Annotated in this window: 19 protein-coding genes; 11 read left to right on the forward strand and 8 right to left on the reverse strand. The window is 71.3% G+C overall.

Annotation, left to right across the window (positions count from 1 at the left end):
* Positions 1–599 precede the first annotated feature (599 nt).
* From KKZ08_RS21445 to KKZ08_RS21465, 5 genes are all read left to right on the forward strand, one after another.
* Positions 600–1,250 (forward strand): hypothetical protein, encoded by a 651-nt coding sequence (locus KKZ08_RS21445; RefSeq protein WP_223776002.1) that lies wholly within the window; start codon positions 600–602, stop codon positions 1,248–1,250.
* A gap of 14 nt (positions 1,251–1,264) precedes the next feature.
* The gene (locus KKZ08_RS21450) at positions 1,265–1,444 is read left to right on the forward strand and encodes a hypothetical protein (RefSeq protein WP_223776003.1); all 180 of its coding nucleotides are present in this window, start codon (positions 1,265–1,267) and stop codon (positions 1,442–1,444) included.
* Between the two features lie 178 nt (positions 1,445–1,622).
* Positions 1,623–2,021: a BlaI/MecI/CopY family transcriptional regulator gene (locus KKZ08_RS21455; RefSeq protein ID WP_223776004.1), complete on the forward strand. Its 399-nt coding sequence runs from the start codon at positions 1,623–1,625 to the stop codon at positions 2,019–2,021.
* A 9-nt stretch (positions 2,022–2,030) separates the two neighbouring features.
* Positions 2,031–2,573 (forward strand): amino-acid N-acetyltransferase, encoded by a 543-nt coding sequence (locus tag KKZ08_RS21460; protein ID WP_223776005.1) that lies wholly within the window; start codon positions 2,031–2,033, stop codon positions 2,571–2,573.
* Positions 2,574–2,799: 226 nt separating this feature from the next.
* The gene (locus tag KKZ08_RS21465) at positions 2,800–3,138 is read left to right on the forward strand and encodes an Lsr2 family protein (RefSeq protein ID WP_223776006.1); all 339 of its coding nucleotides are present in this window, start codon (positions 2,800–2,802) and stop codon (positions 3,136–3,138) included.
* Here KKZ08_RS21465 and KKZ08_RS21470 read toward each other — a convergent pair.
* On the reverse strand, positions 3,117–3,707 hold the full coding sequence (locus tag KKZ08_RS21470; protein ID WP_223776007.1) for an SCO3374 family protein: 591 nt from the start codon (positions 3,705–3,707) through the stop codon (positions 3,117–3,119). The genes KKZ08_RS21465 and KKZ08_RS21470 overlap by 22 nt on opposite strands.
* Positions 3,708–4,148: 441 nt before the next feature.
* Between KKZ08_RS21470 and KKZ08_RS21475 the strand changes: the two genes are divergently transcribed.
* On the forward strand, positions 4,149–6,677 hold the full coding sequence (locus KKZ08_RS21475) for an ATP-dependent Clp protease ATP-binding subunit (RefSeq protein WP_223776008.1): 2,529 nt from the start codon (positions 4,149–4,151) through the stop codon (positions 6,675–6,677).
* Between the two features lie 86 nt (positions 6,678–6,763).
* Here KKZ08_RS21475 and KKZ08_RS21480 read toward each other — a convergent pair whose 3' ends face one another.
* Positions 6,764–9,871: an NACHT domain-containing protein gene (locus KKZ08_RS21480; RefSeq protein WP_223776009.1), complete on the reverse strand. Its 3,108-nt coding sequence runs from the start codon at positions 9,869–9,871 to the stop codon at positions 6,764–6,766.
* A gap of 474 nt (positions 9,872–10,345) precedes the next feature.
* Between KKZ08_RS21480 and KKZ08_RS21485 the strand changes: the two genes are divergently transcribed.
* Positions 10,346–11,029, forward strand: coding sequence for a M23 family metallopeptidase (locus KKZ08_RS21485; RefSeq protein WP_223776010.1), 684 nt, complete (start codon positions 10,346–10,348; stop codon positions 11,027–11,029).
* A gap of 46 nt (positions 11,030–11,075) precedes the next feature.
* On the opposite strand, the gene KKZ08_RS21490 is transcribed toward KKZ08_RS21485, so the two are convergent.
* Positions 11,076–11,663, reverse strand: coding sequence for a TetR/AcrR family transcriptional regulator (locus KKZ08_RS21490; protein WP_223776011.1), 588 nt, complete (start codon positions 11,661–11,663; stop codon positions 11,076–11,078).
* Between the two features lie 251 nt (positions 11,664–11,914).
* Here KKZ08_RS21490 and KKZ08_RS21495 point away from each other — a divergent pair, with 251 nt between their 5' ends.
* The 3 genes from KKZ08_RS21495 to KKZ08_RS21505 all read left to right on the forward strand — a co-directional run bounded on the left by KKZ08_RS21495 (position 11,915) and on the right by KKZ08_RS21505 (position 14,413).
* Entirely contained in the window at positions 11,915–13,372 is a 1,458-nt protein-coding gene (locus tag KKZ08_RS21495) for an MDR family MFS transporter (RefSeq protein WP_223779136.1), read from the forward strand.
* A 96-nt stretch (positions 13,373–13,468) separates the two neighbouring features.
* Positions 13,469–13,894, forward strand: a complete 426-nt coding sequence (locus tag KKZ08_RS21500; RefSeq protein ID WP_223779137.1) for a helix-turn-helix transcriptional regulator — start codon at positions 13,469–13,471, stop codon at positions 13,892–13,894.
* A gap of 72 nt (positions 13,895–13,966) precedes the next feature.
* Positions 13,967–14,413: a VOC family protein gene (locus KKZ08_RS21505; protein ID WP_223776012.1), complete on the forward strand. Its 447-nt coding sequence runs from the start codon at positions 13,967–13,969 to the stop codon at positions 14,411–14,413.
* 20 nt (positions 14,414–14,433) lie between these two features.
* On the opposite strand, the gene cseC is transcribed toward KKZ08_RS21505, so the two are convergent.
* The 5 genes from cseC to KKZ08_RS21530 form a co-directional block, all read right to left on the reverse strand.
* Positions 14,434–16,005, reverse strand: coding sequence for a two-component system sensor histidine kinase CseC (cseC, locus tag KKZ08_RS21510; RefSeq protein ID WP_223779138.1), 1,572 nt, complete (start codon positions 16,003–16,005; stop codon positions 14,434–14,436).
* Positions 15,926–16,639 (reverse strand): two-component system response regulator CseB, encoded by a 714-nt coding sequence (gene cseB, locus KKZ08_RS21515; protein ID WP_223776013.1) that lies wholly within the window; start codon positions 16,637–16,639, stop codon positions 15,926–15,928. Before cseB ends, cseC begins: the two co-directional genes overlap by 80 nt.
* 86 nt (positions 16,640–16,725) lie before the next feature.
* Positions 16,726–17,370 carry a hypothetical protein gene (locus KKZ08_RS21520; protein WP_223776014.1) on the reverse strand — a complete coding sequence of 215 codons (645 nt, stop codon included), beginning with the start codon at positions 17,368–17,370 and terminating at the stop codon, positions 16,726–16,728.
* Positions 17,358–17,906, reverse strand: a complete 549-nt coding sequence (locus KKZ08_RS21525) for a SigE family RNA polymerase sigma factor (RefSeq protein WP_223776015.1) — start codon at positions 17,904–17,906, stop codon at positions 17,358–17,360. The genes KKZ08_RS21520 and KKZ08_RS21525 overlap by 13 nt, the downstream gene beginning before the upstream one ends.
* Positions 17,907–18,103: 197 nt before the next feature.
* On the reverse strand, positions 18,104–19,039 hold the full coding sequence (locus KKZ08_RS21530; protein WP_223776016.1) for an A/G-specific adenine glycosylase: 936 nt from the start codon (positions 19,037–19,039) through the stop codon (positions 18,104–18,106).
* A 141-nt stretch (positions 19,040–19,180) separates the two neighbouring features.
* Between KKZ08_RS21530 and KKZ08_RS21535 the strand changes: the two genes are divergently transcribed.
* Positions 19,181–20,836 carry a sensor histidine kinase gene (locus tag KKZ08_RS21535; RefSeq protein ID WP_223776017.1) on the forward strand — a complete coding sequence of 552 codons (1,656 nt, stop codon included), beginning with the start codon at positions 19,181–19,183 and terminating at the stop codon, positions 20,834–20,836.
* The last annotated feature ends 3 nt before the right edge of the window (positions 20,837–20,839 follow it).

Below are 20,839 nucleotides of genomic sequence, written 5' to 3' on the forward strand. Positions count from 1 at the left end.
GGTAGGGGCGGGGCAGGGCGGGCAACCGCCCGCAGTCGAACGTGGGCCCGAGGGAAACAAGGGCCGACGACGGCACGCAGCCGCGAGCGCGCCTGAGGGGACGTAGGGCGGGGGCCATGGGGCACATGAGCCGCCGACGGCCCACAGGCGCCCGCGTACCCGAGGGCACGTCGGGCGGGGGCTCTGGGCACATGAGCCGCCCACGACCCGTCACCCATGCGCCGGAGGGAACGTGGAGGCGACGACGGCCGCAGTCGCCCACGCGCCCGAGGGAGGACATGAGCCGACGACGGCCCGCAGTCGCCCGCGCGCCCGAGGGGGCGTGGGGGTATGTGCGCGCGGAGCACAGTGGTGGTCATGAGGGTGGGCGAAGCAGCAAAGGCCCCGCGCCAAGATGGCGAGCACGGACATACCCCCGCGGCCCCGCCCCAAAGACGCACCCCGGGCGACCACCGGCACCCCCACCGACCCGCACCCGCCCCCCACACGAACCCCCGGTGCCCCGCGGCCCCGCCCCCCAGACGAACCCCCGTCTCCCCGCCGCGCCACACACACTGGCGTTAAGCCGATTTTGTCCGTTTGGCGCGTATCGTCAGCTCATGCCCACGCCATACGGATCCCGCGGCGGCATGGCCTTCAGCGCGGAGGAGCTGCGTGTGCTCCGTCGCGCTCTGGCCCTCGCCCTGAACCCCAGCCCTGTCCCCGACGAGGACGTCCAGGACTGTCTCCGCCTCGCCGAATCGGTGGACGAGGCCATGCGGGAGAGCGCGAGGCTCCGCGCCTTCCTCGTGGCCGACCTGTCCCGCTACCGGGCCGCGCTGCCCGGCACCGCGACCGGCTACCTCGCCCTCCTGGACGACGTACTCGGGACCGGCTACCAGCCCGGCCCCGACGACCTCGCCGCCCTGCGCGCCCTACGCGGCAACCCCCTCGCCGCAGCCCTGCTCGACCGCTGCCGGACGCTCGCCGAACGGTCCGTCCGCGCCCGCCTGGCAGGCCGCCTCCCGGTGCCCGCCCAGGAACGCCCCACCGTGCCCGCGTCCCGCACCCGCCTGCGCTCCCTGCCGGGCGGCCTCGGCGCCGCCGAGCAGGAACCGACCCGCCCGGTCCCCACCCCGGCCGAGGTCTTCCCGCCCAGGCGCCCCGCACCACCGACCCCGGCACCATCCGCACCACCGCCCCCGCCTCCCGCATCCCCCACGCCGCCCACACCCCCCGCGGGCCCGCCGCACCAGCTCGTCGCGGGCTAGCTACTCTGGGGGGCATGGACTACGTTTCCGCGCTCGTGCCCCCCGTAGTGATGGCCGTGTTCTTCAGCGGTCTCATCGTGACGATCGTGAAGACCCAGGGCGGTGCCAACAAGGCCAAGGAGGACGCGGCGGCCGACGCCGCGATCAGCCGCTCCGAGGCCCTCCACCAGGCCTCCAAGACCGGCGGAGCCTGACCCCGACCGACTCCCGGCCGGCTCTCGACCGCGCCCGCTCCACGGCGCACGACGGCGTACGACTCGTTCCCCCCTTCGAGTCGTACGCCCTTTTTGTTGCGTAATGTTGCCCGATTAGGCCTACGCCACGTCCCGCACGCATCACACCAATAGTGACGTCTCCCACTATTGTTCTGCTGTGCCTCGTCCATTGGGAGAACTCGAAGACGCCGTCATGACACGGGTGTGGAAGTGGAACCGCCCCGTGACCGTTCGAGAAGTCCTGGAAGACCTTCAGCAGGAACGGTCCATCGCCTACACCACCGTGATGACCGTTTTGGACAATCTCCATCAGAAGGGCTGGGTGCGCCGCGAAGCGGAAGGCCGCGCCTATCGATATGAGGCGGTCTCCACTCGTGCCGCGTACGCAGCCGCACTGATGAACGAAGCCTGGTCGCGGAGCGACAACCCCGCTGCCGCTCTCGTCGCCTTCTTCGGCATGATGTCGGCGGAACAGCGCGAAGCCCTGACCGACGCCATGCGTATCGTCCAAGGCCCGGAGAACCCCGGCGCCGCGGAGCCGGACGCAGGGCGATAGCGTCCGCTCATGGCAGCAGAGGGGTCCGAACTCAGCGAACTCAGCGCAAAAGCGGTCTCGGTCCGCAGGGCGCGAACCTCCGATGTGCCGGCCGTGCGCCGGCTCCTCGACTCGTACGTCCGTGAGCGCATCCTCCTGGACAAAGCGACGGTGACGCTTTACGAGGACATCCAGGAGTTCTGGGTGGCGGAACGGGACGACAACGCCGAGTTGGTCGGCTGCGGGGCCCTGCACGTGATGTGGGAAGACCTCGCGGAAGTACGCACCCTCGCGGTGAATCCGGAGGTCAAGGGAGCCGGAGTGGGGCATCAGCTGCTCGGGAAGTTGCTTCAGACCGCCCGGTGGCTCGGCGTCCGGAAGGTTTTCTGTCTCACCTTCGAAGTCGACTTCTTCGCGAAGCACGGCTTCGTGGAGATCGGCGAGACTCCGGTCGACACAGATGTCTACAGCGAGCTCCTGCGTTCCTATGACGAGGGTGTCGCCGAGTTCCTCGGCCTCGAACGAGTGAAACCGAACACCTTGGGCAACAGTCGGATGCTTCTGCATCTGTGATCGCCGCCGTGGTATTCCGCGCGGCCCGCTGCCCTGGGGGCCTATGTCCGAAACGCGCATGTTTCCAGGCCTCTCGAGGTCTCCGGTCTCTCCCAGGGGTTTGTGTTTTTCGTGCAAAAGCGGTTTGCTTTCCGACGTACTGCAGTACTGCATATAACAGGGGCCGGTGAATCGGCGGCGTACGCCGTGCGGGCCGGCCTCGAAGTTATCGATGAAAGGAAATCCGGTGGCACAGAAGGTTCAGGTCCTTCTTGTCGATGACCTCGACGGCGGCGAGGCAGACGAGACCGTGACGTTTGCGTTGGACGGCAAGTCCTACGAGATCGACCTCACCACGGCCAACGCGGACAAGCTCCGTGGCGCCCTGGAGGACTTCGTCAAGGCCGGTCGGCGTACCGGTGGCCGGGGTTCGAGCGGCCGCGGCAAGGCGCGTGCGGCGTCGACGAGCGGTGGCCAGGACACCGCCGCGATCCGCGCCTGGGCGAAGGAGAACGGTTTCGAGGTCAATGACCGCGGCCGTGTTCCCGCCTCGATCCGCGAGGCCTACGAGAAGGCCAACGGCTGACGGCTGCGACGTCGCAGCCGGACCCGGTGGCACTGCGTTGCCGCCGTGTCCACGAGCCGTACGAGATCGGAGCCCACGGCGGGGTCGCTGTGGTGCGCGGTCCCGCCTCCCCCCACCGCGGGCAGGGACACCAGCGCCGGCAGCGTCGGCTCCACCTCGCACCCGGGCTCCGGGGGTCGCAGCCAGACGGCGGCCCCCCGCGAGCCGGACCACCCCGGAGGCGTGGGCGCGTCGATGCGCCCGCCCGCTCCGACGGCGGTGAGGTCGAGGGGGATGTCCCCCCACTCCAGCCAGTCGAGCAGTCCCGGCAGCTCGTCCGCGCTTCCCGCGCCCACCAAGAGGCGCATCGTTTCCCCGCGCAGCGCCACCGGAGCCTTCGGCCCGAGGTGGCGCAGCGCCGCGAAGCCCGCCTCCGCGGGCAGCTCCAGGACGTCGAAGCGCAGTCCCGTCACCAGACGTACCGGACCGGGTCCGGGCGCGGTCGCCCAGCCGAGCTCGTTCTCGTACCACTGCCGCACCGGGTCGCTCTGCTCGACCGGGGTCCGGGGCTGAGGAACTGTGGGGGCCATGTACGAGCAACAGCCCGAGGACCGCTCGGGTTACGCAGCGTCGCGGTCCGGATGCGTACGGTGTCCGGAAAGGGGGCGTAAAGGCGTGTTCGGCGGCGCAAGAGTGTTCGCCCGTAGCGGAGGGAACCGGTGCGCGCCGCATGGACTGTCGGTCCTGACGGGTAAGACATCCCTAGTGGGGAGGGGCGACACGCGGTTCCGGGCGTCTCACGTTCGCCATCGGCGTAGTGGTGGTGGGGGTAACTGCCTGGCCTGCGGGAACATCGTCTCGCACCATCGGGTTGAGGCAGTTGTCGGCGTTCGGGGTCTAGGAGTTCCTCCGAGAGGAGGGCCGGGTGTCGGCAGTTGGAATGAGCGGTCCCCGCTTGCGGGACTAAGCTGCGGAAGGACAGGGAGGGGACCGACCCCTTACTGCCTGACCGCTCTGAGGAGCGATTAACGATGTTCGAGAGGTTCACCGACCGCGCGCGGCGGGTTGTCGTCCTGGCTCAGGAAGAAGCCCGGATGCTCAACCACAACTACATCGGCACCGAGCACATCCTCCTGGGCTTGATCCACGAGGGCGAGGGTGTCGCCGCTAAGGCCCTGGAGAGCCTCGGGATTTCGCTCGAGGCGGTCCGCCAGCAGGTGGAGGAGATCATCGGGCAGGGCCAGCAGGCTCCGTCCGGGCACATCCCCTTCACCCCCCGTGCCAAGAAGGTCCTGGAGCTGTCGCTCCGCGAGGCCCTTCAGCTGGGCCACAACTACATCGGCACGGAGCACATCCTGCTCGGCCTGATCCGTGAGGGCGAGGGCGTCGCCGCCCAGGTCCTGGTCAAGCTGGGCGCCGATCTCAACCGGGTGCGGCAGCAGGTCATCCAGCTGCTCTCCGGTTACCAGGGCAAGGAGACCGCCACCGCCGGCGGTCCTGCCGAGGGCACGCCCTCCACGTCCCTGGTGCTCGACCAGTTCGGCCGGAACCTGACCCAGGCCGCTCGCGAGTCCAAGCTCGACCCGGTCATCGGGCGCGAGAAGGAGATCGAGCGGGTCATGCAGGTACTGTCCCGCCGGACCAAGAACAACCCGGTCCTGATCGGTGAGCCCGGCGTCGGCAAGACCGCCGTCGTCGAGGGCCTCGCGCAGGCCATCGTCAAGGGCGAGGTGCCCGAGACCCTCAAGGACAAGCACCTCTACACCCTCGACCTCGGCGCGCTGGTCGCCGGTTCCCGCTACCGCGGTGACTTCGAGGAGCGCCTGAAGAAGGTCCTCAAGGAGATCCGCACCCGCGGCGACATCATCCTGTTCATCGACGAGCTGCACACGCTGGTCGGTGCGGGTGCCGCCGAGGGCGCCATCGACGCGGCCTCGATCCTGAAGCCGATGCTGGCCCGCGGTGAGCTCCAGACCATCGGCGCCACCACGCTCGACGAGTACCGCAAGCACCTGGAGAAGGACGCGGCCCTTGAGCGCCGCTTCCAGCCCATCCAGGTCGCGGAGCCGTCGCTGCCGCACACCATCGAGATCCTCAAGGGCCTGCGCGACCGGTACGAGGCGCACCACCGCGTCTCGATCACCGACGAGGCGCTGGTCCAGGCCGCCACCCTGGCCGACCGGTACATCTCGGACCGCTTCCTGCCGGACAAGGCGATCGACCTGATCGACGAGGCCGGTTCCCGGATGCGCATCCGCCGGATGACCGCGCCGCCGGACCTCCGCGAGTTCGACGAGAAGATCGCGGGCGTCCGTCGCGACAAGGAGTCGGCCATCGACTCCCAGGACTTCGAGAAGGCAGCCTCTCTCCGCGACAAGGAGAAGCAGCTGCTCGCCGCGAAGGCCAAGCGCGAGAAGGAGTGGAAGGCCGGCGACATGGACGTCGTCGCCGAGGTCGACGGCGAGCTGATCGCCGAGGTCCTGGCCACGGCCACCGGCATCCCCGTCTTCAAGCTCACGGAGGAGGAGTCCTCCCGCCTGCTGCGCATGGAGGACGAGCTCCACAAGCGCGTCATCGGCCAGAAGGACGCCGTCAAGGCGCTCTCGAAGGCGATCCGGCGTACGCGTGCGGGTCTGAAGGACCCGAAGCGTCCGGGTGGTTCGTTCATCTTCGCCGGTCCGTCCGGTGTCGGTAAGACGGAGCTGTCCAAGGCGCTCGCCGAATTCCTCTTCGGTGACGAGGACGCGCTGATCTCCCTCGACATGTCGGAGTTCAGCGAGAAGCACACGGTCTCGCGTCTCTTCGGCTCGCCCCCCGGTTACGTGGGGTACGAAGAGGGCGGTCAGCTGACCGAGAAGGTCCGCCGCAAGCCGTTCTCCGTCGTGCTTTTCGACGAGGTCGAGAAGGCCCACCCGGACATCTTCAACTCGCTCCTGCAGATCCTGGAGGACGGTCGCCTGACCGACTCCCAGGGCCGCGTCGTGGACTTCAAGAACACGGTCATCATCATGACGACCAACCTTGGAACGCGTGACATCTCCAAGGGCTTCAACCTGGGCTTCGCGGCTCAGGGCGACACGAAGTCCAACTACGAGCGGATGAAGAACAAGGTCAGCGACGAGCTGAAGCAGCACTTCCGCCCGGAGTTCCTGAACCGCGTGGACGACGTCGTCGTCTTCCCGCAGCTCAGCCGGGAGGACATCCTCCAGATCGTCGACCTGATGATCACCAAGGTGGACGAGCGCCTCAAGGACCGGGACATGGGCCTGGAGCTCTCCCAGTCCGCGAAGGAACTGCTCGCGAAGAAGGGCTACGACCCGGTGCTCGGCGCGCGTCCGCTGCGGCGCACGATCCAGCGCGAGGTCGAGGACACCCTCTCCGAGAAGATCCTCTTCGGCGAGCTGCGCCCCGGCCACATCGTGGTCGTCGACACGGAGGGCGAGGGCGAGAACAAGACCTTCACCTTCCGCGGCGAGGAGAAGGCGGCACTGCCCGACGTGCCGCCGATCGAGTCGGCCGCCGGTGGCGGCGCGGGCCCGAACCTGAGCAAGGAGGCGTGACGCTCGCACCGAGCTGATCGCTTGAAGGGGCTGCCCCGGACCGTTCCGTACGGTTCCGGGGCAGCCCCTTTCGCATGGGCGGCGGCTCAGTCGTCGGTCAGCAGGGCGTACGCGTCGACCTTGATGTGCATGGGGAAGGTTTCGTAACCGAACGCCTGGACGACCGGGACGCTCACCAGGTCGAGGTCCGGCAGGAGCGCGGGCAGCGGGGCGATGTCGATCGGTTCCCGGTCGGGGAGCACGGCCAGGCGCAGGCGCCGCACGCCGGGGAAGAGCTCGCCGAGCCGGGCCTGGGCGGCCTCCCAGCCGCTCTCGACGTTGAGGGTCAGCTCGGTGACCCCGGGCAGGCGCACGCCGGGCGGCGCGTCGGCCAGGCAGCCGGACGGGAGCGTCATCATCGTGAGGCGGGGCAGGCGCGCGAAGGTGTCCCACGGCAGGCCGTCGAGCGCGGCGCTCTCGTGGGAGATCATCAGGCCCGCCAGGTGCGGCCAGCGGTCCACGTGGTGCAGGTCGCCCAGCCGGCGGTCGGTGTCGTAGATCCCGAGGGTGCGCAGCGGGGCCTGTGGGGGCAGCGGGGCGAGGGTGTAGGGCTCGCGGATGTTCCACAGCCGCAGCTCCGTCACGCCGCGTACGGCCGCGCGTGCCGCGTCGGTGAGGCGGGCGGGGGAGATGCCGAGCGAGAGGTAGCCGGGGGCCGTGGCGGCCAGCAGGCGGGAGGCGGCCTCGGGCGACACCGTCTCGCGGATGTCCAGGTGCTCCGGGCGCAACCCCAGGCGCTCCAGCTCCGCCACCTGCTGGTCGTCGCGGATCGAGAAGTGGGTCGTGCCGTCGTCCAGCCGCGCGATGACCTGCTCGGCGTAGGCCCGGCGTTCGAAGCGGCTCCATCCCCACATGAGCTGGGCGCGTACGGCTAGGGCGGGGTGGCGGGCGAAGCGCGCGAGGTGGGGGATCGCGCTGTCCGAGCGGATGTGCGTCAGGGTGATCGCCACGTCCCGGGCGTCCGCGTCGTCGAGGCCGTCGGGGCCCGGCAGCAGGTCGAGCACCATCGGGCCGACCGCGCCCAGCTCGCGCGCCTCGCGGCGGCTCTGCGGCGGGATCAGCTGGGCCGTGCGCCGCTGTACCTCCGCCCGCACCTCCGGGGCCAGTTCCGCCGCGTGTTCGAGGCAGGCGGCCGCCAGGAGGTGGATCCGCTTGCGGGCGCGGTCCTCCTGGTGCCCGTCACCGGCCGCGAGCAGGTTCTGGATGATCTCCGTCCGTTCCCGTGGCCGCGCCTGGGCCACCGCCATGCGGATGACGTCCTCCCACTGGTCGTCCGCCGCGTGGCGGGCGAGGACGCCGAAGTCACCCTCGTCGACGGCCGCGCGGGCGCCCAGGAAGTCCTGGAAGGTGCGGTGGACGAATTCGACGGTGCCGGGGCCCGGTTCGCGCAGCAGGCCGCTGCGGTGCAGGAAGTGGCCGTAGACGGCCTCCGCGTCGCCGAGCGCGGCCAGTTCCGGGACGGCCGGGAGGGCGTCCGCGATGATCGACTCCGCCCGTGAACGGTCCATCTGCGTGCGGCCGTTGCGGATCAGCCAGTACGCGAGGCGTTGCAGGAGCTGGAGCTGCGGCTCCTCGCGCAGTTCGGGGACGGTCATGTGGCGTTCCCGGTCCCTGCGGACCAGGAGCATGGAGAGGGCGGCGGTGTAGAGGTCCTTGCGGCCCAGCGGCAGGAAACCCCGGCGGTCGCGGTGCAGGGCGCAGATCAGGCCGCACATCAGGGGGTTGGTGGCCAGGAGGCCGAGGTCCGGCTTGGACTTCACCGCCGCGAGGAGCTGGCTCTCGTACGCCTTGAGGAGCGCGTCCTCCTCGGCGTTGCCGGTGGCCGCCGCCGTGTGCCAGCGCTCGATGAACGCGGCCACCTCCGGCTCGCTCATCGCGGGGAGCGTCAGCTCCGTGAAGCCCTCTTCGGCGAGCCAGTCGGTGCGGACCGCCGAGGGGCGCGAGGTCACCAGCCAGTGGTTGCCGGGGTAGGCGTCGATGAGATCCGTGAGCCACGCGCGCGTGCGGGCGCGTTCGGCGTCCGGGATCTCGTCGATGCCGTCGACCAGGACCAGGGCGCGGCCCGCCGACAGGACCCGCGCCTCCCAGCCCGCGGGCTGCGTCCCGGCGAGCGGGCAGCCGACCGACGCGAGGAAGTCCGCGGGGGCGGGCAGCCGCTCGCCGTGGCGGGTGAGGGCGCGCAGGGGCAGCACGTAGGGGACGCGGTCGTAGAGGTACGTCATGGGGCCCTCGGCCGGTTCCTGGCGGGCGGCGCTCACCGCGAGCCACTGCACGAGGGTCGTCTTGCCGGAGCCGGCCTCGCCGCGCAGCAGGACGCGGTCGTGGGCGGCGAGGGCCTGGTCGGCGGGGAGCGGGGCGGTGTGCTCGACCACCTCCACCTCTTCCGCGTGGTACTCGGCTCCGGCCAGGAACCGGGCCGTCGTCACGCGTCCGGGTGCCGTCGCCTCAAGGGACAGGTAGGCCACGTCCAGCGGCCACTTGCCCGGGGTGTCCGTCAGGTCGATGCCGAAGATCGTCAGCTTGCCGTGCTTCTTCGCCACGTACGCGAGGTAGCGGCGTTCGAAGGCGGCGTCCAGCGCCCCGGGGCGCGGGTCGCGGGCGATCAGTTCGTCGACCTTGGCGATCAGCTCGTCCTGGCCGCGGCTCTGCGCGACCAGCGTCGCCGCCACGAACGTGGAGCGCTGCGTGAAGAACTGGAGGATGTGCAGGCAGGCCCACTCGGTGACGGAGTCCAGGTAGGAGGCGGCGTCCGCGGACAGCCCCGCGGCGACCGGGACGCCGCCCTTCGAAGCGCTGTGGATGAGCTCGCGGGCCAGCTTCCGGTGGCCGAGGCGGACCGCTTGGACGTCGTCCATGTCGAGGTCGCCGAGGGCGAGGAGCACGCGGGCCAGGGCGTCCGTGACGACGGTGGCCTCGTCGGGCGGGAAGGGGGCCTCACCGGGGGCGGCCAGGGACCGGTTCACGAGGCGCTGCGCGAGGCGGCGCACGTCCGGCTCGGTCAGCGTGCGCTTCTCGCCCCGGAAGGAGACGAGCCCGCCCAGCCGCACGGGCCGCTCCGCGAGGCCCGCCCCCGGCCCTTCCCGGACGAACAGTCTCTTGATCAGCGGGCCGATGACGCTCGATGCCAGGCGGGTGCCGATGACCGCGGGATCCATGGGCGTGAGCGTAGTGGGCGTCACATCCGCGGTGGGGTGGATCTTGTCGGCCGGTGACATGCCGCACAGGGGTTTTGTCCGGTACTAGCCGGAATAGTGGGACCGGGTGGAGGGGGACGCGGGACCTTCGGCCCGCAACCCCCGGGACCTTTGCCGCGTCGGGCGGTCCGGGGCGGGGGCCGGGCGCGCACGCGGGCGGCGGGGCGGTCCTACGTGGGCTTAAACCTCTGCGGTGGTGCGGAATCCCATGATCGCGCATCGGTGGAATTGTCCGGATTTGATGGTGTCAAGAGGGTGAAATCCCAACGGCCTCCTACGGCTTTAGGTAGTAGATGGCGGGTTTGGGCGTACGCCGAGGGCGGGTTACCAAGGGATGGCCGACCCGGCGAAGCGTGCTCAGCGGGACCTCACCCGCTCCCCGTCCGCCGGGTTCTCTCACGCCTGTCTCGTCACCAAGCTCCGAAGGACGTCCTCATGTCGAAGCGCACCAAGTCCCACCATCCCCGCCCGTCCCTCTCCCGTACGCGGGCGGCCGTCGTCGCCGCGGGCCTCGGGGTGTCGGCGGTTCTCGGGGCCGGGGTCTCGGTCGCTGCGGACAGCGCCCAGAGCGGCGGCGCGCTGCCCGGCGTCACGGTGAACTCCGTCCACGCGCAGGCCGCCGCCCAGGCCAAGGCCGCCGAGAAGGCCAAGACCGCCGCGAAGGCCAAGGCCGCGGCGGCCAAGAAGGCCCCGGCCGCCGCCTCCTGGGTCCACCCGGTCCAGCGCTACACGCTCTCCGCGAGCTTCGGTCTCGGCGGCAGCATGTGGTCCCACAAGCACTCCGGCCAGGACTTCGCCGTCCCGGTGGGCACCCCGGTCGCGGCCGTGCACGGCGGCACCGTCGTCAAGGCCGGCCCCAACGGCGCCGGCGACGGCCCCGCGTACGGCAACGCCGTCGTGATCAAGCACAGCAACGGCACGTACTCCCAGTACGCGCACCTCTCGCAGGTCGATGTCCGCGTGGGCCAGAACGTCACCACCGGCCAGCGCGTCGCCCTCTCCGGCAACACCGGCAACTCCAGCGGTCCGCACCTGCACTTCGAGATCCGTACGACCCCCAACTACGGCACGGCCGTGGACCCGGTCGCCTTCCTGCGCTCGGTGGGCGTGAAGGTCTGACGCGTGAAGGTCTGACCCGTACGGCTCCTGCCGGGGCGCGCCGGGCTCAGTCGCCCGAGTGCGCCTGCGTGACCAGATCGATGGCGACCTCGAGGATGGCCTTCCGCTTCTCCTCGGGGTCGCCTTCGATGTCCTTGAGCACGAACATCCCGCCGTGCATCGTGAAGAGCGCGCTGAAGCACCGCACCTGGTCCGCCATCGGCGCCCCCGGGTCCTTGAGGATGTCGTAGAGCCTGATCATGCGGTCCTTGAAGCTCTCCCCCGTCTTCAGGTCGCGCACCGTGGCCTGGTTCTCCTGCATGAAGCGGAAGAGCGGCGCCGCGTCGACCAGGATCTCGCTGTAGCGGCGCAGGACCTGCTTCCTGATGTCGAGGGAGGGCGGCTGCGGCTGCTGGTGGCCCCACTCGATCAGCTCGTCGATGGGCCTGGTGAGGTCCTCGAAGATGCTGTTCAGGATGTCTTCCTTGGTCTTGAAGTGGTAGTACAGCGCCGCCTTCGTGACCTCCAGGCGCTCCGCGATCTCGCGCAGCGACGTCTTCTCGTACCCCTGCTCGGCGAAGAGTCCGAGGGCCACGTCCTGGATGCGCTGGCGGGTGTCCCCGCGGCGCTGCTGCTTGCCTGTGCCCGTGCCCATCGGGTGCTCCTCGGCTCCACTTAACTTACTTGACGCCCGGCTAGTTAGGGGTCTACCTTCCCTCAGTGTAGTCAACTAGCCGGGCGGCAAGTAAGGCGTCGGGTGGGTTCAGGGGGGCGCCAGGGGCGCCCTGGAAGGCGCGGGGAGTGGGGATCATGGCGGACAACAGCACGGCGCAAGCCGAACCGGAGCAGGAGACCGAGCCACGGGGGGAGGCCGGACCGCAGCCGCGCAGCGTGCGCGTCGTGCTGATGGCACTGATGATCGCGATGCTGCTCGCGATGCTCGACAACATGATCGTGAGCCCCGCGATGCCGACGATCGTCGGCGACCTCGGCGGCCTGGAACACCTGTCGTGGGTCGTGACCGGGTACACCCTCGCGACCGCCGCCTCGACCCCCATCTGGGGCAAGGTCGGCGACATGTACGGGCGCAAGGGCGCCTTCCTCACCGCGATCGTCATCTTCCTGGCCGGCTCCGTGCTGAGCGGCATGGCGCAGGACATGGGACAGCTCATCGGCTTCCGGGCCATCCAGGGCCTCGGCGCGGGCGGGCTGATGGTCGGCGTCATGGCGATCATCGGCGACCTCGTGCCGCCGCGTGAGCGCGGCAAGTACATGGGCATGATGACCGGCGTCATGGCGGTCGCGATGATCGGCGGTCCGCTCGTCGGCGGCACCATCACCGACCACCTCGGCTGGCGCTGGGCCTTCTACATCAACCTGCCGCTCGGCGCCGTGGCGCTCGCCATGGTGACCGCCGTCCTGCACCTGCCCAAGAAGAAGGCGGAGGGGCGCATCGACTACCTCGGCGCGGCCCTGCTCACCGTCGGCATCAGCGCGCTCGTGCTCGTCACCACCTGGGGCGGCACGGAGTACGCCTGGAGCTCGGCCGTGATCATGGAGCTCGTCGCGATCGGCGTCGCCTCCCTCGTCGGCTTCGTCTTCGTACAGAAGAAGGCCGCCGAGCCGATCATGCCGCTGCACATCTTCCGCAGCCGCAACTTCTCGCTGATGGCCGTGATCGGCTTCATCACCGGCTTCGTGATGTTCGGCGCGATGCTCTTCCTGCCGCTCTACCAGCAGTCGGTGCAGGGCGCATCGGCGACCAACTCGGGGCTGCTGCTGCTCCCGATGCTGCTCTCGATGATGGTCGTCTCGATGTTCGCCGGCCGGTTCACCACGGCCACCGGCAAGTACAAGGCCTTCCCGGTCGTCGGCACTGTACTGATGATCGTCGGCTTCTTCCTGCTGGCGCAGATGGACACCGGGACCTCGCGGCTCACCTCGGGCCTCTACATGGCGGTGCTCGGCGCCGGCATGGGCTTCCTGATGCAGATCACCATGCTGGTCGCCCAGAACAGCGTCGAGATGAAGGACATGGGCGTCGCCTCGTCCTCGGCCACGCTCTTCCGTACGCTCGGCTCCTCCTTCGGCGTCGCGATCATGGGCGCGCTCTTCAACGACCGCGTCCAGCACGTGATGGCCGAGCGCGCCGGGGAACTGGGCGGCAAGGTCACCGAGAAGTCGGCGCAGCTCGACGCGGCCAGCCTCGCGAAGCTGCCGGAACAGGTGAGCGACGCGTACAAGTTCGCGGTCTCCTCCGGTACGCACGCGGCGTTCCTGCTCGGTGCCGCCGTCGGCGTCGCGGCGCTCCTCGCCTCGCTCTTCGTGAAGGAGACCCCGCTGCGCGGCTCGGGTCCGGCCTGACCCGGCCGCACACCTCCAGGCAGTCCCACGGCCCCCGGCGCCCTCGCGCCGGGGGCCGTTGTCAGTGCCGCGTGCCAGCATCGGAGTGTGGAGAAACTGCGGCTGCTGCGCCGGGCCAAGGACGCCATGGACCGCGACTGGGCCGACCCCCGCCTGGACCTGGACGCGGTGGCGGCCCACGCCGGTTACTCCCGGTACCACTTCATCCGCGCCTTCAAGGAGGTGTACGGCGAGCCGCCCGGCCAGTACCTCTCCCGCCGGCGGATCGAGCGCGCCGAGGACATGCTGCGCGCGGCCGACCTGTCCGTCACGGAGATCTGCGTGCTCGTCGGCTTCAGCAGCCTCGGCACGTTCTCGTCCACCTTCAAGCGCCGCACCGGCCTGACCCCCAGCGAGTACCGCGCGCGGCACGTGGGCCGCGGCGCCGCCCTCATCCCCGGGTGTTACGCGATGCTCTGGGCCGGCGGCTTCCCCGAGCCGGAGCGGGGCCAGGAGAGCCGCAATTCTGAAGAAGCGGGCTGAGGCCCGCGCTGCCTACGGTGTCCGGGCGGGGCGGAACCCCGCTCCGCGCATCCCTCCCGCTTGGAGCACGCCATGATCAAGGGACTCGCCATCTCCACCGTCTGGGTCCTGGACCAGGACCGGGCCAAGGAGTTCTACACCGAGAAGCTGGGCCTGGAGGTCCGTACGGACATGACGATGGGCGACGGCGGCATGCGCTGGCTCACGGTCGGCGCCAAGGACCAGCCCGACGTGGAGCTGACCCTGATGGTGCCGGGCTCGCCCGCCATGGACCCCGAATCGGCCGAGGCCATGAAGAAGCTGGTCGCCAAGGGCGTCCTCGGCGCGGGCGTCCTCGTCACCGACGACGTCCACGGGGACTACGAGAAGCTCAAGGCGCGCGGCGTCGAGTTCCTCCAGGATCCGCAGGAGCGCCCGTACGGCATCGAGGCGCTCTTCCGCGACGACTCCGGGAACTGGTTCTCGTTCACGCAGCGCCGCGAGGGCGGCCTCGACCTCGACAAGGACTGGTCCTGCTGACCCCCCCTGATCGCTGCCTGTCAGAGGTTGTCCGGCAGCTGAAGGACCGGGTAGCTCCCCGTGTTCGTCGGCGCGTGCTCCGGCAGCCACAGCACCGCGACCGCGCCCTCCGAGGGCTCCTCGGGCGAGGCCCCCGCCGGGCGTACGTTGCGGAAGGTGAGCCGCGCCCCGAGCACCCGCGCCTGCCCCGCCGCGATCGTCAGGCCCAGGCCGTGGCCGTGCCCCGCCCGGTCGGCGCTGCCCGTGCGGAAGCGGCTCGGCCCCTCGTCCAGGAGGGCCTCGGGGAAGCCGGGCCCGTGGTCGCGCACCCGGACCACGCGGCCCTCGACGCTGACCTCGATGGGCGGCTTGCCGTGCTTGGCGGCGTTGGCGACGAGATTGCCGAGGATGCGCTCAAGACGGCGCGGGTCGGTGGTGACCTCCGACTCGTGCACCACCGTCACCGTCACGTCCGTGGTCAGGGACGCCATCCGCCGCGTCACGAACTCGCCGAGCGTGATGTCCTGGAGCTCGGCCCGCTCGGCCGCGGAGTCCAGGCGCGCCACTTCGAGGACGTCCTCGACGAGGGTGCGCATGGCCTGGGCGCGGTCCTTGACCAGCTCGCTCGGGCGGCCCGGCGGCAGCAGCTCGGCGGCCGTGAGCAGCCCGGTCACCGGGGTGCGCAGCTCGTGCGCGATGTCCGCGGTCACCCGGCGCTCGGCCTCCAGGCGCTGCTTGAGGGCGTCGGCCATCGCGTCCACGGCGCTCGCCAGGTCGTCGGTCTCGTCCTTGACGACACCGCCGATCGCCTCGCGGACGCTGACGTCGGTCTGCCCCTGGGCGACCTCGCTCGCCGCCGTCGCCGCCTTGCGCAGGCGCCGCGACAGCTGGCCCCCGATCAGCACGCCGAGGGCGCAGCCGCCGAAGACGACCGCGATCGAGCCGATGACCAGGGCCTGGTCGAGGTCCTTCATGACGGTGGCGCTGCGGTCGGTGAAGCGGGAGTGCAGCGACAGGACGTGCCCGTCGGCGAGCGGCACGGCGGCCCAGATGTCCGGCACCCCGTCCGGCTTGTCCTCGACGAAGGTGGCGCGGCGGCCCGTGAGGACCTTCTGCCGCAGCTCCTCGGGCAGCTCCGGGTCGTCGACCTTCGTACCGAACTGGAGGGTCTGGCGCTGCGAGGCGGAGTAGAGCCGCAGGGCGAACTGGATGCGCTCGTCCTGCACGTCGCGCGCGTTGTCCAGCATCGAGACGCGCGCGGCGTTGTGCACGACCAGGCTCAGCGCCACCGCGACCAGCGCGCCGACCAGCGCGATCGCCGCGCTGATCTTCCAGCGCACGCCGGTGCGCAGACCGGCGCGCAGGCGTGCGCCGACGCCGGAGCGGAGCGCCTCACGGACGCGCGGACGTGTGCCCACGCCGGGCCGGAGCGCCTCACGGACGCGCTCGACCGTCCTGTGGCCCCCGTTCATGTACGTCCCCCGAGTCCGCGGCCCAGGGGCCGCCGCCGTGCGCCGTTCGTCACGCGTCCGTTCACGCCTTGAGCTTGTAGCCGAAGCCGCGGACCGTCTCGATGCGGTCCTGGCCCACCTTCGTGCGCAGCCGCTGCACATGGACGTCGACGACGCGGGTGTCACCGCCCCAGCCGTAGTCCCAGACGCGCTCCAGGAGCTTGTCGCGGGACAGGACCGTGCCGGGCGCGGACGAGAACTCCAGGAGCAGGCGCATCTCGGTCGGCGTCAGCCCGACCGGGGTGCCGCCCCTGCGGACCTCCATGCCCTCCGTGTCGATCTCCAGATCGCCGAAGTGGAGCACACCGCCGTCCGCCGAGGACCCCGCGTCCGCGGCGGCCGCCGTCGAGCCAGAACCGCTGGCGTGCCCGAAGCGGCGCAGGACGGCGCGGATACGGGCGACCAGGACGGCTCCGTCGAACGGCTTGGTCACGTAGTCGTCGGCGCCCGCCTCCAGGCCCAGCACGACGTCGATGGAGTCGGCGCGCGCCGACAGCATGATCACGGGGACGGTCGACTCGTCACGGATGCGGCGGCACAGCGAGACGCCGTCCAGGCCCGGCACCATGACGTCGAGCAGCGCGATGTCCGGCTGGTTCGCGCGGAACGCCTCGAGCCCCGCCAGTCCGTCGGGCATGGCCGTCACCGCGAAGCCGTCGCGCTCCAGGGCGAGCTGGGTGGCCTCGCGGATGACGTCGTCGTCCTCGACGAACAGGACATGGGTCTGCTCTGCCATCGGATGCTCTCAGTCCTTCTCGGTGCTCTGTGCGTCAGTGCTTGTGTACGTCTGTGCGTTCTGTGCGGGCAGGGGGCGTGCCGTCGTCACTCCACCGAGGGCGCGGGTTCCTCGCCGCCCACCGCGTTGCTGAAGTCGCTGCGCGTACGTTCGGTCTCGGTGAAGTGGTTCGCGGACCAGCGGTACGTGATCACTTCCTCGCCGGAGGGGTACGCCACCGAGTCGCCCTTCTCGTACAGCTGCTTCGTCACGACCAGGTCGCCCCGGTCGATCTCGGCGTAGACGGACGCGGGCTCCTCGGCCGTGAAGACGTTCTTGTACCCGCCCCTCTCGGCGCGGTACACGTAACTGCCGATGCCGACGGCGTCCGCGCAGGTCAGCACGTTGACCACGACGTCGGCGGCGGAGCCCCCGGTCAGGTCGCCGTACGACACGTCGATCGGGTACGTCTTGCCCGCGCACGGCTTCAGGTCCCGCTTGACCGCCGGGCTGACCTTCGGGTCGTTCTTCACGAGCCGCACGGCGTCGATCTTCTCCGACGGCACGGAGACCGAGGGCGACCCGGACGGCGAGGCGGAGACCACGGGCTCGCTGCGGGCCGGGCCCTCGTCGCGCGCGCCGGAACCGCCGGTCGAGCAGGCGGAGAGGGAAAGGCCGACGGCGGTGAGCACGGCCACCGCCGTGCCCACCGCCTTCACGCCTGACTTGGCCTCAGGGCCTAGGCCGCGCAACGCTCCCGCTCCTCACGTCCGAGCGCGCCGGCAACCAGTTCCTCGCGGTCCCGGCTCTCCAGCTCCTGCCGGAGCCGGGCGAGCGCCCGGTGCAGCGTGCTCTTGACCGTTCCGGCCGACATGCCGAGCGCGGCGGCCGTCTCCTCTGTGGACATCTGCTCCCAGTGTCGCAGCACGACGACGCTGCGCTGCTTGGGTGCGAGCACCTTCATGATGTCCATGAGCAGAGCGCGGTCGGCGTGCTGTTCGGTGGAGTCTTCCACGCTGGCGTCGGGCAGCTGCTCGGTGGGCACCTCTTCGAGCTTGCGCGCCCGCCACCACTCGGTCCGCGTGTTGATCATGACGCGGCGCAGATAGGCGTCGGCGAGGCGCTTGTCGGCTATGCCCTCCCAGCGGCCGTACGTCCGTACGAGCGCGGTCTGGAGCAGGTCCTGGGCGTCCACGGGGTCCGGGACCAGGCGCCGGGCACTGCGCAGCAGGGCATCCTGCCGAGTGCGGACGTACTCTTCGAACTCGAGCACCTCGCCGTGCGCCATATCAAACCGCCTCCGTTCCGTCCCCATGTGCCGACCGCGGTCCTTGCCTGTGCGGTACAGGCAAGAAGCTACGGAGGCCGTGTCACGGGGTTGTGCGGAGCAGCCAGCGGCGGGCGCACGGCTGTGCGTAGGTTGTGTAACAGAAGTAGGGCCGGCGTAAATACCTGCGTTTGCCAGGGCCCGGGGCGCCCCTGCCGTCAGGTCAGAGGCAGCCGGTAGAGGCCGTCGGGCAGCGGCTCCACGAGACCGTCCGCGACCAGGCCGTCCAGCGCGCGGGCCCGCTGCACCGGCTCGTCCCACACCCGGTCGAGCGTCGCCTGCGGCACCGGCGTCAAGGCCTCGCGGAGCACCGCGAGCAGCTTGCCCCGCACCTGGCGGTCCGTGCCCGCGTACGTCTGGCCGCGGCGGGCCGGGCCGTCGTGCGCCGGCTTGCCCGCCGCGCGCCAGGCGCACCGGTCGGCGATCGGGCAGCGCCCGCAGTTCTCGTTCTTCGCGGTGCACACCAGGGCGCCGAGTTCCATCGAGGCGGCGGCCCAGCGCGAGGCGGTGCGCTCGTCCTCGGGCAGCAGGGTGCGGGCGAGCCTGCGCTCGGCGGCGGTGGTCGCGTTCGGCGGGTACTGCACCCCGGTCACGGCCCGCGCGAAGACCCGGCGGACGTTCGTGTCGAGGACGGCGTGCCGCTGCCCGTACGCGAAGGACGCCACGGCGGCCGCGGTGTACTCCCCGATGCCGGGCAGCGCGAGGAGCTGGGCGTGCTGCGTGGGTACGTCGCCACCGTGCCGTTCCGTTATGGCGACGGCCGCGCCGTGCAGCCGCAGGGCGCGGCGCGGGTAGCCGAGCCGTCCCCAGGCGCGGACGGCCTCGCCGGGCGCCTCCTTGGCGAGGTCGGCGGGGCGGGGCCAGCGGGCCAGCCACTGCTCGTACACGGGCAGGACCCGGCTGACGGGCGTCTGCTGGAGCATGAACTCACTGACCATCACGCCCCACGGCCCGGCGTCCTCGCGCCGCCACGGCAGATCACGGGCGTGCGCGTCGAACCAGGCGATGACGGGGGTGTGGAGGGCGTCCCCGGTGGGCTCGGGGGAGTCCCCCGGGGCCGGGCTGTTCGGCGTGGGCTTCGTGGGAGCAGTCATGGCACCACCGATCCTGCCACGGCCCCCGGCGGTTCCACGGATCCACGGGTTCTTCGGGGCGGGGTGTGTCCGGTGCGGCCCCGCGCGCACCTGACGATCGGCAGGGGCGGCAGGTGCCACCGGCCACGTAGCGTCGGGGCGGTGGAGAGACGTACGAGGAGCGCGCTGCTGTGGGCGGCGCTCGCCGTCCCGGTGGTGTCGGTGGACCGGCTCGGCATGAACGAACCCCGCCCGGCCTGGCAGCAGATCACCTCGCTCGCCGTCCTCGCCGCCGCCGTCGCGATCCGCCGCGGCCGGCCGCTGCCCGCCTTCCTCGCGGCGGCCGCCCTCGGCCTCGCCGCCGGCTCGTCCCTCTTCACGCTCTCCTACGGGCCCGCCCTCGCCGTCTTCGCCCTGCTTCTCGGCCGCCGCGCGGACCGCGCACGCCCTGCCCTGCTCGCCTTCGGCGCCATCGCCCTGGTCGGCACGGTCAAGATCGCCGTGCGCGACGTCGACCCCGTCGTCGAGTGGCTGGTCCTCATGGGCACGCTCGTGTTCGGCACGGTCTTCCCGTGGCTCACCGGCCGCTACTGGCGCCAGGGCCGCGAACTGGCCGCCGCCGGCTGGGCCCGTGCCGACCAGCTGGAGCGCGAGCAGCGCATCGTCGCCGACCGCGCCCGGCTGCGGGAACGGGCCCGCATCGCCCAGGACATGCACGACTCCCTGGGCCACGAACTGAGCCTGATCGCCGTCCGCGCCGGCGCCCTCCAGGTCGCCCCCGACCTGCCGGCCCCGCACCGCGAGGCCGCCGCCGACCTCCGCGCGGCGGCCTCCCACGCCACGGACCGCCTGCACGCGATCATCGGCCTGCTCCGCGAGGCCGACGACGAGCCGGCCCCCCTGTCCCCGACCGGCGAAACGGTCGCGGACCTCATCGCCCGCGCGTCGGAGTCGGGCCTGCGGATCGTGTACGAGGAGGAGGGGGGCGGGGGTTTGGCGGCGGGGGTTGTTGAAGCGGGGGTGGTGCCCGCGGCTGGGGCGGCGCCTGTGGCCGGGGCGGGGCCCGCGACCAAGGCGGCGCCCCCCGAAGCCAGGCCCGCACCCCCCACCAACGCACCCCCCACCGACCGCACCGTCCACCGCGTCGTCCAGGAAGCCCTGACCAACGCCGCCAAGCACGCGCCCGGCGCCCACGTCACCGTTACCGTGGCGCGCGGCCGTGACGCGACGACGGTTACCGTCACCAACGGCCGTCCCCAGGAGCCCGCTTCGGCCTCCGAGGGTGGCAGCGGGCTGCGTGGTCTGCGGGCCCGCGTCACCGACCTGGGCGGCACCTTCGACGCGGGGCCGCACGGCGACGGCTTCCGGGTCACCGCGCGCGTTCCCGCCGAGGGGAGCGCCCCGGCGCCGCCCCGTTTCGGGGCCCACCTCGCGTACGCGCGCCGCCGCACCGTCCTGGCCTTCGGCGGCGCCGTCGCCACGGGGGCGCTGCTCGTCGGCGGGACCTTCGCCTGGTACGCGTACTCACGCACCCACTCGGTCCTCGACCCCGCCGACTACGCGCGGCTGCGCGTCGGTACACCCCGCGCCGAGGCGGCCCGCGTCCTGCCCGGCCGGGCCGCCGCCGACCCGCCCGTGGAGCGCGCGCCGACCCCGCCGCCAAAGGGTGCCGACTGCGCGTACTACCGCGCGAGCGGTGAACTCTTCACCGCCGTCCCCTACTTCAGGATCTGCTTCGGCGGCGAGAGCAGGAACCGCCTCGTGGACAAGGCCGTGATCCCCACGGCAGGTGAGATGGAAAAGGAGCGTGCGCGGTGAACC

The organism is Streptomyces sp. 135 (assembly GCF_020026305.1).
Lineage (GTDB): Bacteria > Actinomycetota > Actinomycetes > Streptomycetales > Streptomycetaceae > Streptomyces.

What these genes read in the sequence shown, in the direction of transcription:
- KKZ08_RS21445 (WP_223776002.1), top strand. Translation starts at nt 600, where the DNA reads ATGCCCACGCCATACGGATCCCGCGGCGGCATGGCCTTCAGCGCGGAG.
- KKZ08_RS21450 (WP_223776003.1), top strand. Translation starts at nt 1,265, where the DNA reads ATGGACTACGTTTCCGCGCTCGTGCCCCCCGTAGTGATGGCCGTGTTC.
- KKZ08_RS21460 (WP_223776005.1), top strand. Translation starts at nt 2,031, where the DNA reads ATGGCAGCAGAGGGGTCCGAACTCAGCGAACTCAGCGCAAAAGCGGTC.
- KKZ08_RS21470 (WP_223776007.1), bottom strand. Translation starts at nt 3,707, where the DNA reads ATGGCCCCCACAGTTCCTCAGCCCCGGACCCCGGTCGAGCAGAGCGAC.
- KKZ08_RS21475 (WP_223776008.1), top strand. Translation starts at nt 4,149, where the DNA reads ATGTTCGAGAGGTTCACCGACCGCGCGCGGCGGGTTGTCGTCCTGGCT.
- KKZ08_RS21480 (WP_223776009.1), bottom strand. Translation starts at nt 9,871, where the DNA reads ATGGATCCCGCGGTCATCGGCACCCGCCTGGCATCGAGCGTCATCGGC.
- KKZ08_RS21485 (WP_223776010.1), top strand. Translation starts at nt 10,346, where the DNA reads ATGTCGAAGCGCACCAAGTCCCACCATCCCCGCCCGTCCCTCTCCCGT.
- KKZ08_RS21490 (WP_223776011.1), bottom strand. Translation starts at nt 11,663, where the DNA reads ATGGGCACGGGCACAGGCAAGCAGCAGCGCCGCGGGGACACCCGCCAG.
- KKZ08_RS21495 (WP_223779136.1), top strand. Translation starts at nt 11,915, where the DNA reads ATGGCACTGATGATCGCGATGCTGCTCGCGATGCTCGACAACATGATC.
- KKZ08_RS21505 (WP_223776012.1), top strand. Translation starts at nt 13,967, where the DNA reads ATGATCAAGGGACTCGCCATCTCCACCGTCTGGGTCCTGGACCAGGAC.
- cseC (WP_223779138.1), bottom strand. Translation starts at nt 16,005, where the DNA reads ATGTGCAGCGGCTGCGCACGAAGGTGGGCCAGGACCGCATCGAGACGG.
- cseB (WP_223776013.1), bottom strand. Translation starts at nt 16,639, where the DNA reads ATGGCAGAGCAGACCCATGTCCTGTTCGTCGAGGACGACGACGTCATC.
- KKZ08_RS21525 (WP_223776015.1), bottom strand. Translation starts at nt 17,906, where the DNA reads ATGGCGCACGGCGAGGTGCTCGAGTTCGAAGAGTACGTCCGCACTCGG.
- KKZ08_RS21530 (WP_223776016.1), bottom strand. Translation starts at nt 19,039, where the DNA reads ATGACTGCTCCCACGAAGCCCACGCCGAACAGCCCGGCCCCGGGGGAC.